This window comes from Cryobacterium sp. MDB1-18-1, assembly GCF_004402735.1.
GTDB classification, from domain to species: Bacteria; Actinomycetota; Actinomycetes; order Actinomycetales; family Microbacteriaceae; genus Cryobacterium; species Cryobacterium glucosi.
The window spans coordinates 1-16,665 of record NZ_SOFR01000051.1; the positions used below are offsets into that span (position 1 = coordinate 1).

19 protein-coding genes are annotated in these 16,665 nt (G+C 67.3%); 11 read left to right on the top strand and 8 right to left on the bottom strand.

Annotation, left to right across the window (positions count from 1 at the left end):
- The 3 genes from E3O50_RS12850 to E3O50_RS12860 all read right to left on the bottom strand — a co-directional run.
- Positions 1-765 (bottom strand): DUF222 domain-containing protein (locus tag E3O50_RS12850; RefSeq protein WP_134558091.1); only part of this gene is annotated, 765 nt, incomplete at its 3' end.
- A gap of 193 nt (positions 766-958) precedes the next feature.
- Complete coding sequence (locus E3O50_RS12855; RefSeq protein ID WP_134558092.1) at positions 959-1,423, bottom strand: phage tail protein; 465 nt, start codon at positions 1,421-1,423, stop codon at positions 959-961.
- Positions 1,424-1,516: 93 nt separating this feature from the next.
- Positions 1,517-2,167 (bottom strand): hypothetical protein, encoded by a 651-nt coding sequence (locus tag E3O50_RS12860; RefSeq protein WP_134558093.1) that lies wholly within the window; start codon positions 2,165-2,167, stop codon positions 1,517-1,519.
- A 231-nt stretch (positions 2,168-2,398) separates the two neighbouring features.
- Between E3O50_RS12860 and E3O50_RS12865 the strand changes: the two genes are divergently transcribed.
- Positions 2,399-3,181: an SDR family oxidoreductase gene (locus E3O50_RS12865; protein ID WP_134558094.1), complete on the top strand. Its 783-nt coding sequence runs from the start codon at positions 2,399-2,401 to the stop codon at positions 3,179-3,181.
- Between the two features lie 221 nt (positions 3,182-3,402).
- Here the strand turns inward: E3O50_RS12865 and E3O50_RS12875 are convergent, their stop codons facing one another.
- From E3O50_RS12875 to ychF, 3 genes are all read right to left on the bottom strand, one after another.
- Positions 3,403-4,077, bottom strand: a complete 675-nt coding sequence (locus E3O50_RS12875; protein ID WP_134558095.1) for an SDR family NAD(P)-dependent oxidoreductase — start codon at positions 4,075-4,077, stop codon at positions 3,403-3,405.
- A gap of 100 nt (positions 4,078-4,177) precedes the next feature.
- A complete protein-coding gene (locus tag E3O50_RS12880) occupies positions 4,178-4,402 on the bottom strand; it encodes a hypothetical protein (RefSeq protein ID WP_134558096.1) in 225 nt (74 codons plus the stop codon).
- A gap of 386 nt (positions 4,403-4,788) precedes the next feature.
- The gene (gene ychF / locus E3O50_RS12885; RefSeq protein ID WP_134558097.1) at positions 4,789-5,862 is read right to left on the bottom strand and encodes a redox-regulated ATPase YchF; all 1,074 of its coding nucleotides are present in this window, start codon (positions 5,860-5,862) and stop codon (positions 4,789-4,791) included.
- Positions 5,863-5,925: 63 nt separating this feature from the next.
- Between ychF and E3O50_RS12890 the strand changes: the two genes are divergently transcribed.
- The 3 genes from E3O50_RS12890 (at position 5,926) to rmuC (ending at position 8,636) form a co-directional block, all read left to right on the top strand.
- Positions 5,926-6,543, top strand: a complete 618-nt coding sequence (locus E3O50_RS12890; RefSeq protein ID WP_134449501.1) for an exonuclease domain-containing protein — start codon at positions 5,926-5,928, stop codon at positions 6,541-6,543.
- A 25-nt stretch (positions 6,544-6,568) separates the two neighbouring features.
- The gene (locus E3O50_RS12895) at positions 6,569-7,180 is read left to right on the top strand and encodes a hypothetical protein (RefSeq protein WP_134449500.1); all 612 of its coding nucleotides are present in this window, start codon (positions 6,569-6,571) and stop codon (positions 7,178-7,180) included.
- Positions 7,181-7,280: 100 nt separating this feature from the next.
- A complete protein-coding gene (rmuC, locus tag E3O50_RS12900) occupies positions 7,281-8,636 on the top strand; it encodes a DNA recombination protein RmuC (RefSeq protein WP_134558098.1) in 1,356 nt (451 codons plus the stop codon).
- Positions 8,637-8,762: 126 nt separating this feature from the next.
- Here rmuC and glpX read toward each other — a convergent pair whose 3' ends face one another.
- A complete protein-coding gene (gene glpX, locus E3O50_RS12905; protein WP_134558107.1) occupies positions 8,763-9,695 on the bottom strand; it encodes a class II fructose-bisphosphatase in 933 nt (310 codons plus the stop codon).
- A 246-nt stretch (positions 9,696-9,941) separates the two neighbouring features.
- Between glpX and fbaA the strand changes: the two genes are divergently transcribed.
- From fbaA to E3O50_RS12920, 3 genes are read left to right on the top strand one after another with little or no spacing between them, the layout of a single operon-like run.
- Positions 9,942-10,967, top strand: a complete 1,026-nt coding sequence (gene fbaA / locus E3O50_RS12910; protein ID WP_134449498.1) for a class II fructose-bisphosphate aldolase — start codon at positions 9,942-9,944, stop codon at positions 10,965-10,967.
- A 19-nt stretch (positions 10,968-10,986) separates the two neighbouring features.
- The gene (locus tag E3O50_RS12915; protein WP_134558099.1) at positions 10,987-12,036 is read left to right on the top strand and encodes a class I SAM-dependent methyltransferase; all 1,050 of its coding nucleotides are present in this window, start codon (positions 10,987-10,989) and stop codon (positions 12,034-12,036) included.
- The gene (locus E3O50_RS12920; protein WP_134449496.1) at positions 12,014-12,565 is read left to right on the top strand and encodes a DUF6264 family protein; all 552 of its coding nucleotides are present in this window, start codon (positions 12,014-12,016) and stop codon (positions 12,563-12,565) included. The genes E3O50_RS12915 and E3O50_RS12920 overlap by 23 nt, the downstream gene beginning before the upstream one ends.
- A 45-nt stretch (positions 12,566-12,610) precedes the next feature.
- Here the strand turns inward: E3O50_RS12920 and E3O50_RS12925 are convergent, their stop codons facing one another.
- Positions 12,611-13,651, bottom strand: a complete 1,041-nt coding sequence (locus tag E3O50_RS12925; RefSeq protein WP_134449618.1) for a 4-hydroxy-3-methylbut-2-enyl diphosphate reductase — start codon at positions 13,649-13,651, stop codon at positions 12,611-12,613.
- 89 nt (positions 13,652-13,740) lie between these two features.
- Between E3O50_RS12925 and xseA the strand changes: the two genes are divergently transcribed.
- Genes xseA through E3O50_RS12945 form a run of 4 tightly spaced genes read left to right on the top strand, consistent with a single transcriptional unit; the run spans position 13,741 to position 16,625 of the window.
- On the top strand, positions 13,741-15,027 hold the full coding sequence (xseA, locus tag E3O50_RS12930) for an exodeoxyribonuclease VII large subunit (RefSeq protein ID WP_134558100.1): 1,287 nt from the start codon (positions 13,741-13,743) through the stop codon (positions 15,025-15,027).
- 1 nt (position 15,028) lies between these two features.
- Positions 15,029-15,283, top strand: coding sequence for an exodeoxyribonuclease VII small subunit (locus E3O50_RS12935; protein WP_134449494.1), 255 nt, complete (start codon positions 15,029-15,031; stop codon positions 15,281-15,283).
- Positions 15,280-15,942 carry a DUF4245 domain-containing protein gene (locus E3O50_RS12940; protein ID WP_134558101.1) on the top strand — a complete coding sequence of 221 codons (663 nt, stop codon included), beginning with the start codon at positions 15,280-15,282 and terminating at the stop codon, positions 15,940-15,942. Before E3O50_RS12935 ends, E3O50_RS12940 begins: the two co-directional genes overlap by 4 nt.
- A 17-nt stretch (positions 15,943-15,959) precedes the next feature.
- Complete coding sequence (locus E3O50_RS12945; protein WP_277612988.1) at positions 15,960-16,625, top strand: carbonic anhydrase; 666 nt, start codon at positions 15,960-15,962, stop codon at positions 16,623-16,625.
- The last annotated feature ends 40 nt before the right edge of the window (positions 16,626-16,665 follow it).

Sequence of the window (16,665 nt, forward strand, 5' to 3'; positions counted from 1 at the left end):
CGCCGTGTCGAGGGTGCGGTGGTAGGCCGCCTGCACCTTCTCCGCATCCCCGGTCAGATACAGGGAGGCCATTCCGTCGTTGAGGGCCTGGAACACCACGTGCCGGTCCTCGACGCTTTTCTGGTGCCTCGCGGTGATGGTCTCGGGGCGGGTGCGTTCCCGCACCCTTCGGGCCCGGTCGGCGAGCTTCGCCACGGTCAGCACTTCCGCGTCGGGCACGAGGACCTCCTCGAACACGGCCCGGGCCCGGGCGGCCGCTTCCGGGTCATCATCGACCCGGATACCCCAGGCCTGCTCCATGATCACCTGGGCGTGCCGGTAACTGATCGCCCCGGAGGCCAGGGCCTCCCGGGTCACGGGGAGGTCTTCGGCGAGGGTGCGGCTGGCTTCAATCAGGGTCTCCGCCGTGCGCCTGGGCAGCCGGAGCAGGGCGCCGACCTCGCAAGTGAATTCCTCTTTCGTGGCTTCTTCCGGCGACCACGGCATTCGCGGCCCGCCGGCGCGTTCTGCGGCCTCCGCCCGGGCCCGGCCCACGTCCGCCAAGACCCGTTGCGCCGCATAGATCGCGGCCGCCCGCTTCGCGGCGGCCCGGTTCATCTCCCGGTCCGCCTCCCGGATCGCGTCATACACCTCGGGCAGGGACGGCTCCACCAGGCTCAGATGCCGGGGGTTCAGGTACGGGTCGGGAGGACTGTCGGGAGGGGTCCCGGGCGGGGGTTCCGCCGTGCTTTCGGGCTGAGGTTCTGAGGTATTTTCAGTTGTCATACCGGTCACTCTACGAACGACCACCGACATTCTTGAGGCATCCGCACGCCCACGAATCACCTGTGGAAAACCCGGTCAGAAGCACTTTGTTGAGGNGAAGCACTTTGTTGAGGACAAGCCGGTGCCTAAGCCACACTCGTCCGGACGGTGCCACAGGTCCGCCACGGACTATCGACGTCGACGGGTCGGGAACTCAGTACTCGCCCTTGATCACGAAGTAGGAACCTCGGATGACGCCGGCCAGCTTCGATTTCTGCCGTGCGAATTTGAATCGAGTGGCCAGTTCTTCGGGCACCTCCATGCCGTCGGCGAGCTTGAACCCGACGGCTCGCTTCTGACCGTCCTCGATGCCGTACATGACGTTGATCGACAATCCGGACTCGTAGAACACGTAGGCCATCCGAGTTCCCTCGACTTCGAAGGCGGTCACCTCGAGCGGGCTCGAGGCGATGACGATGTCACGCTCCTCCTTGAGGATGCGGCTCACCCACTCGAGCACGTCCGGAGCATCGCTCACAGGGCTGACGGTGAAGACATGATCGTATTTGTTCTTGAAGTAGCGCGCCTCGTTGGCCCGCAAGCCGGCGAGCGCGTCCATCACCGGCGACGATTCAAGTCCGACGGTCGATACGTTCACGAAGTCGACAATGTACGACATGCGGCCCCTCTTCGTTTGTGGTGCCGCCCACGCTAGCGCCGCATCCGCCTTCAGAGTATCGAACTAGCCGCAGAGTTCTTTAGCGATGCCGGCCTATGGCGACACGATGATCTGGCTCACCTTGTCCTCCAGCACCACAAAATGGATCCACTTCCCCTCTCCGCTGGCCCGTGCGTACTGGGCGATGGGAGTGCCGGCATCCTGGTACGTGATCGCGGGGTACGCGATCGTGAGCTGGTCGAGCGTGGCACCGATTCCGATTCCCGCACTCGTCCGCGCCGACGACGTGGCGGAGCCAGCAGCGCTCTCCCCGGTCTGCACGACAACCTGCTGGATGATGCCGTCGCCGCCCTGATCGGCGATGACGAAGCTGGGAGATCCGGCCTCGGCGAAAGTGACGACAGAACGTGAGGGGCACTCGTCCCAGAGGTTCTGGCTGAAGGCGGTCATCGACTCCTTGGTCGAAGTCAGATCAGCCCCGAGCACCATCGGTCCGACACCGGAGAAGCCGATGATCCACGAGCTCGGGTCGTTCAGGTTAAGTGGAGCCGCTGTTGCGGTCACCGTAGGTGCAGACGTAGGCGCCGCGGTGGGCTGGATCGTGCTGGCGATCGGAACGGCAGAAGCGGTCGAACCCGGCGCCGGCGCATCCGCGTGCTGGCTGGAGCATCCGGACAGCAGGAGGCCCAGCGCCAGGATTCCGGCGAGCCTTGCCGTGGTGAGTCCGGATAGGTCGTGCACCATGTCGATTCCCCCGAGTTCTTGCTGATCAACCTAGCCAGAAGGCTAGCGCACCCAGAGTCCCGGCCCGCATAGGCCAAAATCGCGACTGATGTGGGATTTCGGCTCCGGCGGTTGGGCGCCCCATTGCACAGTGGAATGAACAGTGGTTCCGTGGATCCACGGATGCCGGAACCCCCCTCCCATCATCTCAACGACATTCACCATTCGACCTTCGAGCAGAGGAACCCGAACATGAATCTCGATCTTGCCGGAAAGACAGCCGTCGTCACGGGTGCCAGCAAGGGCATCGGACTCGCGGTGACCACCGCGCTCGTCGCCGAGGGAGCGCAGGTGATCGCAGGCTCCCGATCGTCGTCCTCCGAACTCGACGCTCTCGGCGACGCTGTCCGATTCGTTGCGGTTGATCTGTCGACCCCGACCGGCCCGGACAGGCTGATCGCCGAAGCCGCCGATGGCCTCGACATCCTCGTCAACAACGTCGGTGCGCTCACACCGCGCACTACGGGATTCCTCGACGTGACCGACGAGGACTGGCTCACCACCCTGAACCTCGATCTGATGGCCGTTGTGCGCACGACCCGAGCGGCCATTCCCCGGCTGATCGAGCGGGGAGGCGGAACCGTGGTCACCATCGCTTCCGTGAACGCTTACCTTCCCGACCCCGGAGTCATCGACTATTCCGTCGCGAAAGCAGGAGTCTGGAACCTCTCGAAGGCGCTCTCCAAGGAATTCGGCGACCGGGGCATCCGCTTCAACACGGTCAGCCCCGGGCCGGTTTCGACGCCGCTGTGGTTGGGCGAAACCGGGGTGGCGTCGACGGTCGCTAAGGCCATGGGCGTCTCCCCCGACGAGGCACGCAAGCGCATCATCGAAGCCGGCGGCGGATTCTCCACCGGCCGCTTCACCGAACCAGGGGAAGTCGCGGACCTCGTGCTCCTGCTGGCCAGTGGGCGGGCCGGCAACGTCACGGGCGCCGACTTCAGAATCGACGGCGGGCTGACGAAGGAACTCTAGAACGGCGGCGTGAGACGTCGCCGAGTGGGCGGAGAAGTTCCTGCTCACTCAGCGGGTGGCCGTCGCCCCGGGTTCCGCCTTTGGATCCGCCGGCGAGGGCTGGATCCGGGTCTGTCTGGCCGGACAGCAGGAACCGCTCCTGACGGCGCTCTCCCGCCTGCCCACACCCTGAGCCTTCACCCGGACGATGCCTGCGGTCGCGGGCTGGGCAGGGTGGCTACCTACTCCCGGCCGTCCTCAAGCGGGATGAGCATGGTGCGGAACGGTCCGGCGACGGCGTGGAGGTCCCAGATGCGATCGGCGACGCCGTCGATGCCGTTGGCCAACTGAAGCTGGGGAATGCCGCCCGGGATCACAAGCTGGCTGACCCGGATGCCCTCATCCGACAGGGCATCGTGGAGCATCTCGCCGTAGGCGCTCTCGGCAGGGAAGGCCACCGAGGTTCCTGCGAAGCCGGCGCGGGCCTTCACAGAGGTTCCGCCGTTGATCAGGATGATGCTGCCGCTCCCTGCCGCCCGCATCGCAGGCAGCACCGCACGCGCCGCGTGGATGAGCCCGAGGGCCGAGAACTGCAGTGCCTCCAGAGCCAGCTCCGGAGTCATCTCGAGAACCGGCTTCAGGTAGTCGCGGGACGGGAGCGGGCTGTACTGCAACACCGTGATGGCTCCGAGCTCCGCTTCGGCACGCGCAAGGGCCGCCTCGAGCGATGCCGGCGTGAGGACATCCGCTGCGTACGCCCTCGCGGTGAAGCCGGAAGCGGCCAGCTCGGCTGCCATGGCGTCCAGTTTCGACTGATTCCTGGCGATCAGGGCAATAGAGAAGCCTTCGCGCCCGAACCTTCGCGCGACGACGGCTCCGAGTCCCGGTCCGGCTCCGATGATGGCGATGACGGGCACGGTGGTCTCCTTCGATGGATGCTGCTGCGATGACTATCGCAAGGAGCACGAGCCTAACGCGAAAGCGGATCTCAACCGGACGAGCGCAGACCGCGACCGGCTACCTTTCGGCCACTTTCGCTTGCCGCGCGCGCAGATATCCGCGCACAAATTGCCACTCCATGATGAGGCCGAGAGCTGTCAGGATGAATGCGGTCGGGGTCCGGGTCATCCCCATCACAACCGAAACCACGACGATGGCCGCACAGATCAACATGTTCCACAACGCCGCAAGTATTCGACCGTTTGGTGAGGTGAGCCAACCGAGCCCGTCGTGATCACTCATCGAATCTGCCCTGTGAGTGCTCCGATTGATGCGCAGATACCGAGAACCACCAGGAGTGCGCCGCTCACCGCTATCAGTGCGGGCGATTGAGTTCGCTGCGATACGCGGAGGCCCTGCTGGCGTCGTTGGCGTCTCGCCAACTCCGATATCCGAGCGCGCTTCACGATGAACGTCACCCCGAATGCAACCGCGAACGGTCCCCATAGGAGCGCAAATACCTGGCCGGAGCTCATGGTGTGAATCCTACGGGCCGAAGAAAGTTCACCCGGCCGTTTCGCGCTCGGAGTCTCCTGCGCGGTTCGGGTGCCATCCACGCGACGCCAACAACGAAAGAGCGACGACCGGCACCTCTGCCGGTCGTCGCTCAGAAATTGGGATGCCGGAGGCTAGACGTTGAAGCGGAACTCCACGACGTCGCCGTCCTGCATGACGTATTCCTTGCCCTCGATACGGGCCTTGCCCTTGGCGCGGGCCTCGGCGATCGAGCCGGCGGCGATCAGGTCGTCGAAGGAGAAGACTTCGGCCTTGATGAAGCCCTTCTGGAAGTCGGTGTGGATCACGCCGGCGGCCTGCGGGGCGGTCCAGCCCTTGTGGATCGTCCACGCGCGGGTCTCCTTCGGGCCTGCCGTCAGGTAGGTCTGCAGGCCGAGGGTGTCGAAGCCGATGCGGGCGAGCTGGTCGAGACCGCTCTCGGCCTGGCCGGTCGAGGCGAGCATCTCCGCGGCGTCGGCCGCGTCGAGCTCGCTGAGCTCTGACTCGAGCTTGGCGTCGAGGAACACTGCGTTGGCCGGGGCGACGAGGGCGGCCAGCACGGCAAGCTTCTCGGCGTCCTGCAGCACGGCCTCGTCGACGTTGAACACGTAGATGAAGGGCTTGGCGGTGAGGAGGCCGAGTTCCCGGATCGGCTCGATGTCGAGCTTCGCGGACGACAGCGGCTGGCCGGCGTCGAGCACGGCCTGCGCCTTGAGCGCGGTCTCGAGCACGATCGAAGGCATCTTGCGCCCCTTGACTTCCTTCTCGAAACGACTGATGGCCTTCTCGAGGGTCTGCAGGTCCGCGAGGATGAGCTCGGTGTTGATGGTCTCCATGTCGCCGGCCGGGTTCACGGCGCCGTCGACGTGCACCACGTCGGGGTCGGCGAATCCGCGGATGACCTGCGCGATGGCATCCGCTTCACGGATGTTCGCGAGGAACTTGTTGCCGAGGCCTTCGCCCTCGCTCGCGCCGCGCACGATGCCGGCGATGTCGACGAAGGACACCGGTGCCGGGAGCAGGCGTTCGCTGCCGAAGATCGCGGCGAGCGCGGCGAGCCGGGAGTCCGGCAGGTTCACGATCCCCACGTTCGGCTCGATCGTGGCGAACGGGTAGTTCGCCGCGAGCACGTTGTTCTTGGTCAACGCGTTGAAGAGGGTGGACTTGCCGACATTGGGCAGTCCGACGATTGCAATAGTAAGAGCCACGAGAATCCATCGTACCGGGCGGGCCCCGCCGGGCCTGTCGGTGGGCCGTGAGAGCATGAAGGGGTGCCCCTCAACTTCACCGCGATCGACTTCGAAACCGCCAACTCCTCAAGCGCCTCCGCGTGTTCGGTCGGGCTCGTGAAGGTGCGTGACGGGCTCGTGACCGATCGGGTCGGCTGGTTCATCCAGCCCGCGCCCGGGCACGACGAGTTCCTGAAGTGGAACATCAAGATCCACGGCATCTACCCGGCGGATGTCTTCGGCGCCCCGACCTGGGCCCAGCAGCTCCCGGCACTGGTCGCCTTCGCCGACGGTGACACCCTCGTGGCCCACAACGCCGGCTTCGACCTCGGCGTCATCAAGACCGCCTCGACGGTCGCGGGACTCCCGGTGCCCGACTTCAGCTATGTGTGCAGCCTGCAGGTCGCCCGCCGCACGTACCACCTCGACTCGTACCGGCTCCCGGTCGCCGCGATGGCGGCCGGTTTCGAGGACTTCGCGCACCACGACGCCCTCGCAGACGCGGAGGCGTGCGCCGCCATCATCATCCACGCGGCGAAACGGCACGGCGCGGACACGGTCGAAGACCTGGCCCGGATCACCAAGGTCGCGGTCGGAGCCATCGGGCCCGTCGCCATCGCAGCGAAGGCCGCGGTCCACGGGCCGATGGCCCTGAGCTAGCAGCAAGACGATCCGGGCCGCCATCGTGGACTCCGAAGACCTGCCACTGAGCCCCTGGCCCCAGGACATGCAGATCAACGTCGAGGAGTGCTGGTCGCCCCTGACCTTCCTGCTCTTCGTGCGCAGCGCCTGGCACCTCGAGATCGACAGCGTTCCGCGCCTGGATTCGGAGCCGGACCCGGGTACCTCGCGCCGGCCGGCCGACCTCGACGTCGACGCCGCCGTGCAGCGCTGGCTGGCCGAGTGGCGGCGGGCCTGGACCCACTTCGACGTGGCCGAACCGACCGTGAGCATCCCGGACGAGGAGATCCAGCGCCTCCTGGACACCCTCACCGACGCGGAGCTGTGGGCGGCGACATCGACCTCGACCTGGCCCTCGGACTTCTGGAACTCCGGCATCGACCAGGAAGCCTATGGAATGTGGCGCACGACGATGCCCGCACCGCTCGGCGCCCTGCCGGAGAACCGCGTCATCCCCGCGCTCGTCACGGCAGGACAGGGCGGCCTCACGACGATCATCCAGCTGCCGTACCTCGGATTCTTCGCGCAGCGGATCAACCGGGAACACCTCGTCGTGTCGCGGACCACCCGGAACGACCCGGAAATGCTGACTCTCGCGCTCGCGCTCGAAGCCTGACGCGCTCCCAGCTCACCGGGTCGCCAGACCGGTGAACCCTCCTCGGCGGGTTCCCGCCTGCCGCGACGCCAATGTCGGCGGCCACTGGCAGGGTTGAGACATGGATCCCTGGCTCACCCTCCTTCTCGGCATCGCCCTCGGCGCCGTACTCGGCGCCCTCTGCACGGTCATCGTGCTGCAACGCCGCGCCGCCCGGGACGGCGCAGCCACGCCCACCGTCGATCCCGCCGTTCTCGAAGCCCGCCACCAGGTCGACCTCGCCGAACTGCGGTCCTCCGAGGCCGCCGTCTCGGCCATCCTGCGTGAAGAACTGGCCTCGGTGCAGGCCACGACGGATGCCCTCCGCGAGCAACTCGCCGAGGCGCAGCGCCGGGGACGCGAGTTCGACGAGCGGCACCGCGAGGAGGCCGCCGCCCGCACCGAACGCGAACAGCGGGAGAGCAAGGTCCTGCAGGCCCTGGCCCCGGTGCGGGAAAGCCTGCACGACATGCAGCTGAAGGTCTCCGAACTCGAGGCCCAGCGCAGCCTGCAGCACGGCGAGCTCAGCCAGCAACTCCGCAGTGCCACTGAATCCGAAGAGCGCCTGCGCAGCACCGCCGAGTCACTGGCTTCCGCCTTGCGCGCCAACAACACGCGCGGAGTCTGGGGCGAGACCCAGCTGCGCAGCGTCGTCGAGGCCGCCGGGCTCATCGAGCGGGTCGATTTCGACGTGCAGTCGAGCATCAGCTCAGACGCGGGCGCCGGCCGGCCTGACATGGTCGTGCACCTGCCCGGAGGCAAGAACATCGCCGTCGACGCCAAGGTGCCGTTCACGGCGTTCCTCGAGGCGAGCCAGATCCCGGCGACGGCCACCGGTGCGGAGGGCGCACGGCGCACGGCTCTCCTGGGCGCCCACGTGAAGGCAGTGCGCGACCACATCACCGCCCTCGGCAGCAAGGCATACTGGCAGGGCCTCGAGGCCTCCCCCGAGATCGTGATCGCGTTCATCCCGAGCGAGTCGCTCGTGTCGTCCGCTCTCGAAGCCGACCCTTCGATCATGGAGTTCGCCTTCTCCAAACGGGTCGCGCTCGCCTCCCCCGTGACGCTCTGGTCGGTGCTCAAGACCGTCGCGTTCACCTGGCAACAGGATGTGCTCACGCACGACGCGAAAATGCTCTTCGACCTCAGCCGCGAGCTCTACGCCCGGCTGGCCGTCACCGCCACCCACATCGAGAAGCTGGGGCGCTCCATCGAGCGCACCGTCAAGGACTACAACGGTTTCGTCGGTTCGATGGAACGCCAGGTCCTGCCGACGGCGCGCAAGCTCAATGCACTCGACGAGTCCAAAGTGCTCGCCCCGCTGGCGGGCGTCGAGGAGTCCCCGCGGGAACTCGTCGCCTGGGAGTTCGTGACCGAACTGGAAGCCGCGGGACTCGCCGAAGCAGGACTCGAGGCATCCGCCCACCGCGCGGACTGAGCGGGCGCAATACGACAATCGCCGTTCCGGCCGAGCGTCTCCCGAAGAACGGGGGTACTCGGCCGAAACGGCGATTGTTGTAGGGAGATGCGGGGGTGCGGTCAGTGCGAGGTCAGTGCCCGCGGGCTACAGCCACTTGGCGGCGAGGTGGTCGGCCACGACCCGGCGGACGGTGCCGGACTTGCCGCGCATGACGATGCTCTCGGTGCGAATGATCGGACCCTTACGACGCACGCCGTCGACGAGACCGCCGTCGGTCACGCCGGTAGCGACGAAGAAGGTGTTGTCTCCCGAGACCATGTCGTCGAGGTCGAGCACCTTGTCGACGTCGAGTCCGGCAGCAATGGCCCTGGCACGTTCGGCGTCGTCCTTGGGGGCGAGTCGGCCCTGCATGAAGCCGCCGAGTGCCTTGAGCGCGCACGCCGTCGTGATGCCCTCCGGGCTGCCGCCGATACCGACGCACATGTCGATGCGGGTGCCGTAACGGGCGGCGTTGATGCCGCCGGCGACGTCGCCGTCGGACATGAGACGGGTGCCGGCTCCCGCGCTCCGGATCGCGTCGATCAGGCCTTCGTGGCGCGGACGGTTGAGCACGGCCACGACCATCTCGCCGATGGGCTTGCCGGTGGCCTGGGACAGGGCGCGCAGGTTGTCGCCGATCGGCTGGTCCAGGTGCACGACGCCGAAGCCGGCGGCGGCCGTGACGATCTTGTCCATGTAGAACACCGACGAGGCATCGAGCATCGTGCCCCGGGACGATACGGCGATCACGGAGAGCGCGTTCTGGCGGCCCTCGGCCGTGAGGCTCGTGCCGTCGATGGGGTCCACGGCGATGTCGCAGGCCGGACCGGTGCCGTTTCCGACGTGCTCGCCGTTGAAGAGCATCGGGGCCTTGTCCTTCTCGCCCTCGCCGATGACGATGACTCCATCGAAGTTGACGGTACCGAGGAAGACTCGCATCGCGTCGACGGCGGCCTTGTCAGCCGCGTTCTTGTCTCCGCGACCGATGAACGGCACCGCGCGGATAGCCGCGGCTTCGGTCGCGCGCACCAGCTCCATGGCCAGGTTTCGGTCCGGGTGGGTGAAATTGGGGGCGATTTCGGGGCTGTTCACAGATGGTCCTTCCCGGACGAAGAGTGCGGCAGTGGCAAGGCCCAGCGTTGGGCCGGCGCCGGTCGCCCAGCGCTGCCGTTTAAGAGCCTAGCGCCCGCCCAGCGGGAACGGCTGATGTTTCCCGTCCAGCCATCCAGCCGCCATCGGTAGGATGGGAAGACCGAATCTGTACAACCGAGGAGACGCAGAAACATGCCCATCGCAACCCCAGACCAGTATGCAGAGATGCTCAACAAAGCCAAGACCCAGGGTTTCGCTTACCCGGCGTTCAACGTTGCGTCTTCCCAGAGCATTAATGCCGTCCTGCAGGGCCTGACTGAAGCCGGCTCCGACGGCATCATCCAGGTCACCACCGGTGGCGCCGATTATTTCGCCGGCCACACGGTCAAGAACCGCGCATCCGGTGCGCTCGCCATGGCTCACTTCGTGCAGTCCGTTGCCGACAATTACCCCGTTACCGTTGCCCTGCACACGGACCACTGCCCCAAGGGCGCCCTGGACGACTTCGTCCTCCCCCTCATCGCCGCTTCGGAAGCCGAAGTCAAGGCCGGGCGCAACCCGATCTTCCAGTCGCACATGTGGGACGGTTCCGCCATCCCGCTCGCCGAGAACCTCGTCATCGCGAAGGACATCCTCAAGCGCACTAAGAACATCAACGCGATCCTCGAGGTCGAGATCGGCGCCGTCGGAGGCGAAGAAGACGGTGTCGAGGGCGACATCAACGAGAACCTGTACACGACCCTCGCCGACGCGAGCGCCATGATCGACGCCCTCGGCCTCGGCGAAGACGGCCGCTACATGGCCGCGCTGACCTTCGGCAACGTCCACGGTGTCTACAAGCCCGGCAACGTCAAGCTGCGCCCGGAGCTCCTCAAGGAGATCCAGGACGGCCTCGCCGCCAAGTACGGCACCGGCCCGAAGCCGCTTGACCTCGTCTTCCACGGCGGGTCCGGCTCGACCGCCGACGAGATCGCCGAAGCCGTCGCCAACGGCGTCGTGAAGATGAACATCGACACCGACACCCAGTACGCGTTCACGCGTGCCGTCGCCGGCTACATGCTGAAGAACTACGACGGCGTCCTCAAGATCGACGGCGAAGTCGGCAACAAGAAGCTGTATGATCCGCGCGCCTGGGGCAAGGTCGCCGAGACGGCGATGGCCGCCCGCGTCGTCGAAGCCACCCAGCAGCTCGGCTCCGCTGGACACTCGGAGAGCTAATCCGGAGTAAATTCATCCAATGGGCGAAACATCGGCGTACTCCAGCCACCTGTTCGTGCGGGGAACCCGCAACAACAGCTGGTCCAACATGCTCTCCTTCATTCCTGAAGGATCGAGGGTGCTGGATGTGGGGTGCTCGGCCGGAAATTTCGGTGAAGCCCTGGAACAGATGAATAACTGCACCGTCGTCGGTGTCGACCTGAATCCGGTCGACATCGACGAGGCGCGGGGCAAGATCTCCGAGGCCTACGTGCTCGACGTGAGCGACACGGCCGCCGTCGCCGGGCTCGGAGCTTTCGACGTCGTGCTGTTCGCCGACGTCCTCGAACACCTGCCAGACCCGCGCGCGACCCTCGTGGCCATTCGCGCCCTGCTGCGGCCCGGCGGAGTCGTGGTCTACTCGATTCCCAATATGGGTCACCTTTCCGTACGGCTGGACCTGCTCGAGGGCCGGTTCACCTACACGGAGACCGGGCTGCTCGACAAGACCCACCTGCATTTCTACGATGCCTTCGAGATCGAAGACATGTTCACGGCCGCCGGTTACGGCATCCGTGAGGAGGACCCCGTCGTCTCGGAATATCCGGAACGCTGGGTGACCGAACGTCTTGCCGGCCTCGGACTCACCGCGGACGAGACGTTCTTCGACCTCCTCAAGGCCACGGACAGCCACGTCTACCAGTACGTCGGAGTCGCGATCCCCCTGGCCTCCCTGCCGCGGAACACCGCGCCGATCCGCACGCGTGCAACACCACCCGACGAGATCCTCGGATTCGCGAACCGGATCGCCGCCGAGAACGAGGCGCTCAAGAACACGGATGCCGCCCTCGTCACAGCCGCCCAGGCCCGCCTCGAGGCGGACCTCCTCGCCGCTGACAAAGCAACCGCCCTGGCCGAACGGGACGCCGCGACGGCCGAGCTCGTCGCCACCTCCGCCGCCAGGGATGCCCTGGCCGGCGAAGTAGCCGGTCTCCGGGCGCACCTCACCTATATGAAGACGCACCCCGTCGCCTTCCTCACCCGCAAATTAGTCGAACGGCTCCCCCGTGCCCAGCGAAAACGTCCCTGACAGCCCCCGCCGGGACCCCCGGCCCCAGCCCCGCTACGGGGAGCTGGCCCCTGAGGGCTGGAGCTGGGATCCGGGCGTCACCACGCCACGCTCGCCAACCGCTGGCCCGAACTCCGCTGTCTCCGCGCCGTCGCTTGGTACTCTGACCGGACCGGCCAGGCCCGATGTTCCCGCCTGGGACCGGCGGGTCACCCTCGGCCTGCTCGCGCTCGGCCTCGCCGCGACCTTCATGTCGATCGGGGTGCTCAACGCCCTCCCCGACGCCATCCAGATGCTCTACACCCAGTCCCACCTCGGTACCTACGTGCCGGACTCCTCCGTCGCCGGGCTCGTCACGGCGGGCGGAATCACCGAAGCGATCGTCTGGCTGCTCACCGCCGCCGCGGCGATCCTGCTCATCTCACGCCGCAAGCGGGCGTTCTACGTCCCGGTGATCGGCGCGGTGATCGCGCTCGTGGTGATCTTCGCCTTCATGATGGTCGTCGTGACCACCGACCCGACGCTGATCGACTTCTACAGCCAGCCGTAGGCATCCACGCGGGCGCCCCCCACCGGCGCCCCACGATGATCGGCGCTACTCGACCCGGGTCACTCGCCCGCCGAGGGCCCGTGCGTCGTTGTTGCCCGCAAGGTCCTTGCGCAGTTCCTTCGGGAGCGAGAACAGCAGGTCCTCCTCGGCGGTCTTCACTTCCTGCACGTCACCGAATCCGGCGCCGGCGAGGTCGCGCAGGAGTTCGGTCACGAGTTCCTCGGGCACGGATGCCCCGCTCGTCACTCCGACGGTCGCGACGCCGTCGAGCCACTCCTGCTTGACCTCGCTCGCGAAGTCGACCCGGTAGGCGGCGCGGGCGCCGTATTCGAGGGCGACCTCGACGAGGCGCACCGAATTGGACGAGTTCGCCGAACCGACGACGAGCACGAGGTCTGAGGCCTCGGCGATCTTCTTGATCGCCACCTGCCGGTTCTGGGTGGCGTAGCAGATGTCATCGCTCGGCGGATCCTGCAGCAGCGGGAACCGGGCGCGGAGCCGGCTCACGGTCTCCATGGTCTCGTCGACGCTGAGGGTGGTCTGCGACAGCCAGACGACCTTCTCCGGGTTGCGCACCACGATCGTGTCGGCCTCGTCCGGGCTGCCCACGAGGGTCGTGTGTTCCGGTGCCTCCCCTGCCGTGCCCTCGACCTCTTCATGTCCTTCGTGGCCGATCAGCAGGATCTCGAAATCATCGCGGGCGAAGCGCACGGCCTCGCGGTGCACCTTGGTGACGAGCGGGCAGGTCGCGTCGATCGCGCGCAGCCCCCGCGCAGCGGCCGCGCTGACGACGGCCGGCGACACTCCATGGGCGCTGAAGACGAGGTGCGAGCCGCGGGGCACCTCATCGACCTCGTCGACGAAGATGGCGCCCTGCTTCTCGAGTTCGGAGACGACGTGCACGTTGTGCACGATCTGCTTGCGCACGTAGACGGGCGCTCCGTACAGCTCGAGCGCCTTCTCGACCGCGATGACGGCCCGGTCGACACCCGCGCAGTAGCCGCGCGGGGCAGCGAGCAGCACCCGTTTCGGCCCATCCACCGGGGTATCCTTGAGGACGTTGCGTGCCCGGGGAATCCGGGGCATGCCGAGGCCGATAACGCTTGAATCCGAGCTGATAGTCACCGGCTCATTCTATGGGTGCGTGGCTGGACAGGCCGTGGGAGGAACGATTCATGACCGATGCACCACCCACCCTCGAGGCTCCGTGGCCCGTCGCCCTGCTGGCGAACAAGATCCGCGGCTACATCGAGCGGCTCGGCACAGCCTGGGTCGAAGGTGAGATCACCCAGTGGGGCGTCAGTGGCGGCAATGTGTACGGCAAGCTCAAAGACCTCAGCGAGGACGCCACCGTCGGCTTCACCGTGTGGTCGTCCGTCAAGGCCCGGCTGAGCGACGAGTTCAAGCAGGGCGACCGCGTCATCGCACTGGTCAAACCGAATTACTGGGTCAAGGGCGGCACACTCACCATGCAGGTCTTCGACCTGCGCCACGTCGGCCTCGGCGACATGCTCGAACGCCTCGAGCGTCTCCGCAAGCAGCTCGCGGCCGAAGGCCTCTTCGCCGCCTCCCGCAAGAAACCGCTCCCGTTCCTGCCGCACTGCATCGGCCTCGTCACCGGCAAGGACTCCGACGCCGAGAAGGACGTCATCCGCAACGCCCAGCTGCGCTGGCCCGCCGTCGATTTCCACCTCGCGTACGCGGCCATGCAGGGCGACCGCTCGGTGGCCGAGGTCGTCGCCGCGATCCAGCGCCTCGATGCCGACCCCGACGTCGACGTCATCATCGTCGCCCGCGGCGGCGGCGACTTCCAGAACCTGCTCGGCTTCAGCGACGAACGCGTGCTCCGCGCCGCGGCGGCCTGCGCCACCCCCCTGGTCAGTGCGATCGGCCACGAGGCCGACCGGCCCCTGCTCGACGAGGTCGCCGACCTCCGGGCCTCCACCCCGACGGATGCCGCCAAGCGGGTCGTTCCCGACGTCTCGGACGAACTCAACCGCGTCCAGCAGGCCAGGGCCCGGTTGAGCACCCGGCTGACCGGAATCCTCGCCGCCGAGGTCGACCGGATCGGCCAGCTCCGGTCACGCCCCGTGCTCAGCAGCACGGCCTGGATCGTCGATTCCCGTGCCGAGGACCTCACCCGGTACGTCGCCCGGGGAACGGAGCTAGTGGAACGCGTCGTCGAGGCATCCGCCGGCGTCGTCACGGAGCTCCGCACGAGGCTCCGCACGCTGTCCCCGCAGGGCACCCTCGACCGCGGTTACGCGATCGTGCAGGTGCGGGACGGCCACGTGCTGCGTGCCGCCGCCGATGCTCCGGACGGTACCCGGCTCAGGATCACGCTCGGCGCGGGAACCCTCGCGGCCACAGCAGGCCCGTCCGCCGAGCCGGCCGCAGACCCGGCCGCGGACCCGGCAGCTGACCCGGCCACCGGGCCGAAAACGACAGCCAGGACTCAATAGAATGGACGCCATGACCGCTCCCGCCGACATCTCCACCCTGAGCTACGAGCAGGCCAGGGACGAACTCGTACGGGTCGTGAGCGCCCTCGAACAGGGCTCTTCGACCCTCGAAGAGTCCCTCGCCCTGTGGGAACGCGGCGAGGAACTCGCGAGCCGCTGTGAGGAATGGCTGATCGGAGCCAAGGCCCGCCTCGACGCCGCTCGCGCGCGCCAACTGGACTCCGCCTCCCCCTCGACCGGCCCCGGCACCGAATGACCACCACGAAGCGCCCGCCCCGGGTCGTCGCCGAGCTCGGCAGGCCTGAGACCGCCCAGGAGACGGCGGACCGCCTCGCGACGAACTCGCGGAACTACCGGTCGCGCAAGACCGTCAACAACCTGGTCCTGTCCCTCCTCGCCACCCTCGGTGCGGTCTTCGTTCTCGTCCTCCTCGTCCCGCGCAGCGACGGGCCCGTCGACCGCACCGTCGATTTCGCCGCCGTCGCGAGCCAGGTGCAGGTCGGGATCGACGAGCCGCTTGTGGTCCCTGAGCTCCCGGATGGCTGGCGGGCGAATGCCGCCCAGTGGCGTCTCGGAGGCACAGACAAGATCCCGTCCTGGTACATCGGCCTGCTGACCCCCCGCAACGAGTTCATCGGCCTCACCCAGGCCCTCGGCGCGAATCCGACCTGGATCGGGCAGCAGTTGAACGACGCCCCCGCAGCCCAGACGCTCACCCTCGCAGGAGTCACCTGGGACGTCTACCGGAACCCGGCGGCCGAGAAGGACCGCGGCAACTTCGAATACGCCCTCGTGACGAGCGCAGGGACGAGCAGCTACCTGCTCGTCGGAACGGCAGACGAAGACGAATTCGCGGCGGTCGCGACCGCGATCGCCGCCCAGATCAGTGCCAACGGACAGGCGGTGACCCAGTGACCGGACAGGGCAAAGACGTGCTCATCAGCCAGGCTGCGGCCCCGGGCGACGCCGTGGGCCCGGCAGCGGTGTGGAGCCGGCTGCAGCGCGGCAACCAGCGATTCGTGGACGGCGAGCCGCAGCATCCGCGCCAGGACGTCGACCGGCGCACCGAGCTCGCGACCGCGCAGACCCCGGCCGCGGCCCTCTTCGGGTGCAGCGACTCGCGTCTCGCCGCCGAGATCATCTTCGACATGGGCCTCGGCGACCTTTTCGTCGTGCGGAACGCCGGGCAGGTCATCTCCGATTCCGTGCTCGGCTCCCTCGAGTACGCGGTCGCCGTGCTCAAGGTCCCGCTCATCCTCGTGCTCGGCCACGACGGCTGCGGCGCGGTCCAGGCCGCCGTTGACGCGCAGGCGCCCGGGGCGGCTCCCCTGCCCGTGCACATCGGCCGGATCATTGAGAAGATCGTGCCCGCCGTGCACCGGGTGGTCGCGGCGACGGATGCGACGCTGACCGAACCCGGGAGCATCGATGCACTCATGGTCGGCAGGGAACACCTGCGCGACACCGTGACCGAGCTCCTGGAACAGTCCGAGTTGATCAGCGACGCCGTCGCAGCGGGTACATTGGCTATCGTCGGCGCCAATTACCGACTGCTCGAAGGCCGGGCCGTTCCCGACGTCGTCGTCGGCAACGTCTGATCCCACAGCCCGGGCAGTACCGTCTCCCAATCGAAAGGTC

Excerpts from the sequence above, each read along its gene's own strand:
- E3O50_RS12855 (WP_134558092.1), bottom strand. The coding sequence starts at position 1,423 with ATGTCGTACATTGTCGACTTCGTGAACGTATCGACCGTCGGACTTGAA.
- E3O50_RS12860 (WP_134558093.1), bottom strand. The coding sequence starts at position 2,167 with ATGGTGCACGACCTATCCGGACTCACCACGGCAAGGCTCGCCGGAATC.
- E3O50_RS12865 (WP_134558094.1), top strand. The coding sequence starts at position 2,399 with ATGAATCTCGATCTTGCCGGAAAGACAGCCGTCGTCACGGGTGCCAGC.
- E3O50_RS12880 (WP_134558096.1), bottom strand. The coding sequence starts at position 4,402 with ATGAGTGATCACGACGGGCTCGGTTGGCTCACCTCACCAAACGGTCGA.
- rmuC (WP_134558098.1), top strand. The coding sequence starts at position 7,281 with ATGGATCCCTGGCTCACCCTCCTTCTCGGCATCGCCCTCGGCGCCGTA.
- glpX (WP_134558107.1), bottom strand. The coding sequence starts at position 9,695 with ATGGAGCTGGTGCGCGCGACCGAAGCCGCGGCTATCCGCGCGGTGCCG.
- fbaA (WP_134449498.1), top strand. The coding sequence starts at position 9,942 with ATGCCCATCGCAACCCCAGACCAGTATGCAGAGATGCTCAACAAAGCC.
- E3O50_RS12915 (WP_134558099.1), top strand. The coding sequence starts at position 10,987 with ATGGGCGAAACATCGGCGTACTCCAGCCACCTGTTCGTGCGGGGAACC.
- E3O50_RS12925 (WP_134449618.1), bottom strand. The coding sequence starts at position 13,651 with ATGCCCCGGATTCCCCGGGCACGCAACGTCCTCAAGGATACCCCGGTG.
- xseA (WP_134558100.1), top strand. The coding sequence starts at position 13,741 with ATGACCGATGCACCACCCACCCTCGAGGCTCCGTGGCCCGTCGCCCTG.
- E3O50_RS12935 (WP_134449494.1), top strand. The coding sequence starts at position 15,029 with ATGGACGCCATGACCGCTCCCGCCGACATCTCCACCCTGAGCTACGAG.
- E3O50_RS12940 (WP_134558101.1), top strand. The coding sequence starts at position 15,280 with ATGACCACCACGAAGCGCCCGCCCCGGGTCGTCGCCGAGCTCGGCAGG.